Genomic DNA, 5,542 nt, shown 5'->3' on the forward strand with positions numbered 1-5,542 from the left:
TTCTGTTGGGATTGGGAAGCGGTTCGCTCGTTTTCCGTCCCGTGTGTGCTGTTGAGGGCATGTCTGTGTGATGGTCTGCGTGCGCGACAGGTGTCGGGGACAGGGTTTCTGGCGGCGAGGGTGTCGCTGGTGTCGGCCGTGAACGGACCGGCTCAGACGTTGTTGAGCGCGTTGCGCAGGGCCTCGAGGTTGGCTCCCGCGAGGACGAACTCGACGTAGTCGGACTCCTCTGGTCGCCCGCCTGCGGGCCCGACGGCGAGGTTGAGCAATAGCTCCCCGCCGGTCATGCGACTGAGCGAGAGGATCCCCGAGACGATGCCCGGTTCGCCTTTGATGGTCGTGCCGGGCCAGGACTCTTCGATGGTCAGGATGTCGTCGTCCATGCCTGGCAGTGTATGTGCGGTGACCGGTGCATCCGTCCGGTCAATGTGGACGATTGATGTCGCGCATGAGCCCGCGGTTGGCGGTGCGGGCGGCTTCGAGTTCCTCGTCGCGTTCGCGGAGCTTCTCGGTGAGGTCGAGGATTTGCTGGCGCTGCTGTTCGATCGCTTCTTCCAGGTGCCGGGTGCCCGTGGGCGCGCCGAGGCCGCTGCGCTGGAATGCCTGCTCGCCGAGGATCTCTCCGAGGCGGTCTTCGAGGTCGCGGACGCGGGTGGCCAGGCGGTTGTTGCGATGGCGGAGGTTGGCGTTGTCGGCCATGAGCGACTTGCGGCTGACGAGAGTGGCCGAGGGGGCCAGGGTCGGAGCTTCGGCGGCGGCCAGGACCGCGGTGCGCAGGTCGGGGTGGCGGTGGATGAACGAGCGGTGGACGCGGGCGCGGGCAGCGACGGCGGAGATGGTGATGTCGTCGGCGTCGGTGGCCATCTGCTTGATCGCAGCCAGGACGCGGGCGTGACGTTGCTCGGTGTCGCGCCGACGGGCTGCGGCTAGGACGTCGGGTGCGCCGCCCATCAGCCAGCGCTCTTCTCGGTGGTCTCGGGCCTGATGGTGGGCATGCCGAGGTTGACCATCTGGCGGGCTTTGCGAATGACGGTGACGGCCTCGTCGATGGCCTGCTGCTCCTCATTGGTGAGAGAGTCCATGTCCTGCTCGATGCGGCGGATCAGGCGCCGCAGTCCGCTGATCTCTTCTTCGGGTGGGGTGAGGTGGTCACGGGCCCAGGGCTGGATGTCGGTGGCGGCCTGAATCCGTTCCCGGTCGGCCAGCTGCTGCTGAAGGTAGGACTTCAGCTCCGGCAGGTAGGAGGCATCGGAGCGAAAGTGCCCGCAGCCCAGGCAGGTGAACTTGTAAGGACATGCCTGCCCGCCGGCCTTGACGTTGGACGGCTCGGTGCAGATCCCGAAGGGGACGGCGACCTGGCCAATGCGCATTCGTGCGTGCTCGTCGGCCAGGAGCGTGGCGACGGCGGTGAACACGCGCTGGCCCTGGCCGTCGAACTGGTGCTGCGCGACGCGGTCGACGGCGCCGCGGACGCGGGTCTCGGTGACGTGGTAGTAGGACAGGGTCGTCTGCATGGACCTGTGGCCCATCAGGTCCCGCAGGACGTCGGGGGCGATGCCCTGGTCGGCGTGGCGCTGGGTGTAGCTGTGACGGTAGGCGTAGGGGACGACCAGGGCCGGGTCGAACGCGCGGCCGTCCTCGTCGACGAGGTCCCCACCGATCAGCCGAATCCAGCTCCGGTGGGTGGTCGCGAAGGTCTCCTCGCCGATGTAGCGGGTGCCCTTGGGGTTGCCGGTCTCGCGGGGGAACAGCGCCAGCTTCCCGATCGGGGTCGCGGGGAACTTCGCCGTCACCCAGTCCTTCTGCGCCAGGATGACCGCTGCGGTGACCTCGCTGATCGGCAGGCGCTGGTCGGGGCGGTTGTTCTTGAAGTCGGTATAGATCAACACCGGTTTGCCGCTGGCGTCGCGGACGAGGCAGTCCAGGCGCAGGCGGCAGATCTCGGCGGGCCGCCGGCCGGTGTCGATCAGCAGCTCGGTGATGCGCCGGGAGGAGATCCCGAAGACCTCCTCCATGACCGTCAGCCCCTCAGCCAAGCCGCGCATGACCGAGGGCGGCAGGTCCCGGCCTCGGCGTTCGAGCTCCGGCGGGCGAGGAAGGTCGGTCTGCCGGATGGCGAAGTCGACGGGCAGGCCAGCCATGTGCCCGCCGGCGCGGGTCATTCCGAAGACGCGGATGTCGTCGAGGAAGCGGCGGACGCGTCTGACGGTGTGCAGGCGCAAGTTGGCCGTCAGATCGCCGGTGCGTTCCTGATGGGCCAGCCGATTGAGGAAGGCGACGATGTCCGCCCGACCCAACCCGGTCAGGTCGTCACCGCCGTCGGTCCTGTTCGAGCGCAGCGACTGCGAGAGCCTGGCAAGGGTGACCAGCGTGGTGCGCGTGGTGGCTGAGGCCTGGCGCCCGCGGTGGCGGGGCAGGTCCTCGGAGGCCCATTCCTTCGCCGCGTGCCGCAGCCAGGGCTGATGGATGACGGTGAAGTCGAGGAAGCCCTTCATCCCCATCACCGCCAGGTCCCAGACGTCCTTGCCGCGCTCGGTCTCGGGGTTCGACCTCGCCCGGCGCAGGTCCCTGACGAAGCCGCGCAGGATCGCGGTGACATCGTGACGGGATCGATGGATGGGCGCCTCCAGCAACTCCTCGACGGTGGTCGCGCGCGTGCGGTGCGCCCAGAACACCAGCGACCTCACCAGCGTCAAGGGGGTCTTAACACCCGCGTCGGTGCGGAACTGCATTCCCAGCAGCAGCTCCAGCCGGATGCGCTCGGGCATCCCCTTCAACACGACGATGTAGTCCAGCTGCGCCGGTGGCTGCTCGGTGATCCATTCCTCGATGTCGAGGCTAGGGGCCTCGCGCCGATCGTCGCGCAGCCGGTGAGTGTGGGGTTGGCAGAGCCGGTAGTTGTTGGCCGCGATGCGGATGCAGGTGGGAACCCGGCAGTCCCCGAACGACTCCATCGGTTTGACCTCGGGCAGTTTCAGCCAGTCGTCCAGCGCCAGGTTCGGGTATCGGTTGCGGTGGTGGTAGTGGCCGTAGCAGAGCCGATCGCGGACGTGCGACGGCCTGCCGCATCCGGTAACGCAGCAGAGCATCTGGCCCATGTTCTTCTTGCCCGAGACGGTGGCGGCGAACGCCTGCAGCTCTGGTCGTCCCGCCGCGTTGTAGCGGGTCATGCAAGTCGAGCAGAGTTCGGCGTTGGGGGATCGGATCCCGGCCCGGCAGTCGACGACCAGGCATTTGCGCAGCCCCAGCAACGGGTGATCCCTCGGCGGGGCCAAGACGCCCTTGACCGGATCCCAGCCGGCCTCGACGGGGAACTCCGGCCGCAGCAACCCGCGCAGGATCTCCAGCTCCTCCTCATCCTCGAGCGGATGCTTATCGGGCTGGACCAGCCTCAACGCGGTCATCCTCGCGTCCCTTCCGGCAGGCGAGGTGAGCGGACCTGCTCGACGGCGCGACGCAGCCGCTCCTGCGAGGGGTGCAGGTAGACCTCTGAGGACGTCAGGAACGCGTGCCCCAGCAGCTCCTTCAGCTCATCCAGCGTCGCCCCGGCCTCCATGACCGTCGTGGCGAAGGCGTGGCGCAGCATGTGCGGGTGGACCACCCGCGACAGCCCGGCCCGCCGTGACAGGGCCGCCAGGATCTCGTTGAGGGCCTGCGGGCGCATAGGGCGGCCCAACGGCTCGGCGAACAGGTTCACCAGCAGGAAGTCGCAGGACGCCGCAGCCGGGCATGCCTCGCGCTCGGCGGCGTATTGGTCATAGGCCTGGACCACCAGCCAGTCGGCGGGCATCGCCCGCGACCACCGCGACTTGGCTGCGGCGCCGTTGTCGTTGTTGCGTTTGCGGACGTGCAGGTGTGGGCCCGAGACATCGCAACCCAGAACCCTGGCGTCGGGCAGGAAGTGCGCGTCCTCCCGCCGCGCGCCGGCCAGCTCCCCGCGTCGGGCTCCCATCCGCCAGAGCCCGATGACGATGAACCGGTCCCGGGCGTTGCGGCAGGCCCTCACCAAGCCCAAGACCTCGTCCTCGGTGGCGGCGTCGACCGTGCGCTCCGGCTCCTGCAACCGGTGCCGGGGCCGCTCACGGAACCCGACGGTGTGCTCCCCGCGAACCTCGGACGGCAGATCCCAGTCGCGGACGACCTCGAACAGCCCGTCCAGTGCCGACGGCGCGGCGTCCCCGACGGCGACGGCGTGCCGCAGGAACTCCCGGACCGCCGCCAAGACCGCGTTCACCCGCCGTGCCCCGCGGACAGGCTCGTCAACGCCGGGCCGGTGCTGCCCGCTCGGATCGTGGTGCTGGAGCCAGAACACGAACCGTGCCATGCCCCGTCCCGCGCCGCGCCAGTCGACGCTCAGCCCCTGACACCACTCCAGGAACAGGCCCAGCGCCGTGGCGTAGGCCTGTGTGGTGCCCTCGGCCAGATCCCGGCCCAGTCGCGCGGCCAGCAGGAAATTATCGGCCTCCTCGACCACCCGGTAGGAGCCGTCGACGACCGTCCAGTACCCGACCCCCGACGGCAGCACCACCCGAAACGACCGGAATCCCACCAGCCCCCCTTCACCGCGTGACAACCCCAGGGAGACCAACGAGCCCGGCCGCGTCCGCGACGTGCGCGACAGGCCCGCCGCCCCGGTGAACTCACCCGAAACGGGGAGGCCGTCAGAAGTAGATGTCGCCGATGCCGTTCTGCGGGAACCGCGGGTTGGGGTCCTGTCGGTAGTCCAGCTCCTCCGCCCAGGCGAGGACCTTCTCGAGCGAGGGTCGTGGAGCCAGGCGGCAACGGCGGCAGCGCAACCGAATGCCCTTGGCGTCGCCAGGAATGTAGAGCTCGTCGTTGTCGGCGTCGGCATGGCGTGCGCGTCCGCTGCTGCCGGGGCGGCGGTGCCAGCTGCTGATCTGCCAGCCGCCGAAATGGACAGCATGTCCCATGACCGGAGCGCGACGTCCCATCGTGATCTGGCAGCGGGAGCAGCGCAGGTAGGCGGTCACCAGCTGAAACCGGTCGAAACGCATTCGCGTAGTCTATGGGTGACGAAACGTTACTCGTTTCGGACAACTGCAGCATCGGCATAGGGGCATTGGCTCGAATCGCCTGACCACATCCGCGAGGACCTGGTCGGGTCGAGGAGTCATGCGTGGACCTGTCCAAAATCCCTTCCGAGATGTGGGACCTCCTGGGTGCATGGGCCCCGGCCGCCCGATCCATCTCCATCCTGCTGCTCGTGGGCGGCGCGTTCCGCATCCTGCAACCGCGGCGCGCGTTCCTGACGCTGATCGCGCTCTACTCGCAGAACGCCGAGCGACGCTCCACCGCCACTGCTCTGCTGCGCGGCGAGTCTGAGCCGGATGCCGGCCAGCCCTCCGACCCCCCGCAGGAGGCCGCTGAGGGCCAGTAGAAGCCAGGCCGGAGCCGCTTAGGCGGCTCCGGCCCCCGCGCGTCTGTGCAGCGTCTGCGACACCACTGACAGATCATGTCGCGCACGCACCCTGCCAGCCCGTGCTGCATCAGCCCGCCACACCGAGCCAAGACCGACGAAACG

6 protein-coding genes are annotated in these 5,542 nt (G+C 68.9%); 1 reads left to right on the forward strand and 5 read right to left on the reverse strand.

The annotated features are described in order from the left end of the window. Positions 1-152: 152 nt before the first annotated feature. The 5 genes from AB0I28_RS39335 to AB0I28_RS39355 all read right to left on the reverse strand — a co-directional run bounded on the left by AB0I28_RS39335 (position 153) and on the right by AB0I28_RS39355 (position 5,015). Positions 153-383 carry a hypothetical protein gene (locus AB0I28_RS39335; RefSeq protein ID WP_357501233.1) on the reverse strand — a complete coding sequence of 77 codons (231 nt, stop codon included), beginning with the start codon at positions 381-383 and terminating at the stop codon, positions 153-155. 40 nt (positions 384-423) lie between these two features. Further along, the gene (locus AB0I28_RS39340) at positions 424-951 is read right to left on the reverse strand and encodes a DUF6262 family protein (RefSeq protein WP_357501234.1); all 528 of its coding nucleotides are present in this window, start codon (positions 949-951) and stop codon (positions 424-426) included. Next, positions 951-3,404, reverse strand: coding sequence for a tyrosine-type recombinase/integrase (locus AB0I28_RS39345; protein WP_357501235.1), 2,454 nt, complete (start codon positions 3,402-3,404; stop codon positions 951-953). Before AB0I28_RS39345 ends, AB0I28_RS39340 begins: the two co-directional genes overlap by 1 nt. Next, on the reverse strand, positions 3,401-4,549 hold the full coding sequence (locus AB0I28_RS39350; protein ID WP_357501236.1) for a tyrosine-type recombinase/integrase: 1,149 nt from the start codon (positions 4,547-4,549) through the stop codon (positions 3,401-3,403). Before AB0I28_RS39350 ends, AB0I28_RS39345 begins: the two co-directional genes overlap by 4 nt. A 112-nt stretch (positions 4,550-4,661) precedes the next feature. Next, a complete protein-coding gene (locus tag AB0I28_RS39355; RefSeq protein ID WP_357501237.1) occupies positions 4,662-5,015 on the reverse strand; it encodes a hypothetical protein in 354 nt (117 codons plus the stop codon). 122 nt (positions 5,016-5,137) lie between these two features. On the opposite strand from AB0I28_RS39355, the gene AB0I28_RS39360 reads away from it, so the two are divergent. Then, positions 5,138-5,398: a hypothetical protein gene (locus AB0I28_RS39360; RefSeq protein ID WP_357501238.1), complete on the forward strand. Its 261-nt coding sequence runs from the start codon at positions 5,138-5,140 to the stop codon at positions 5,396-5,398. The last annotated feature ends 144 nt before the right edge of the window (positions 5,399-5,542 follow it).

It is taken from the genome of Phytomonospora sp. NPDC050363 (genome assembly GCF_040655735.1).
Lineage (GTDB): Bacteria > Actinomycetota > Actinomycetes > Mycobacteriales > Micromonosporaceae > Phytomonospora.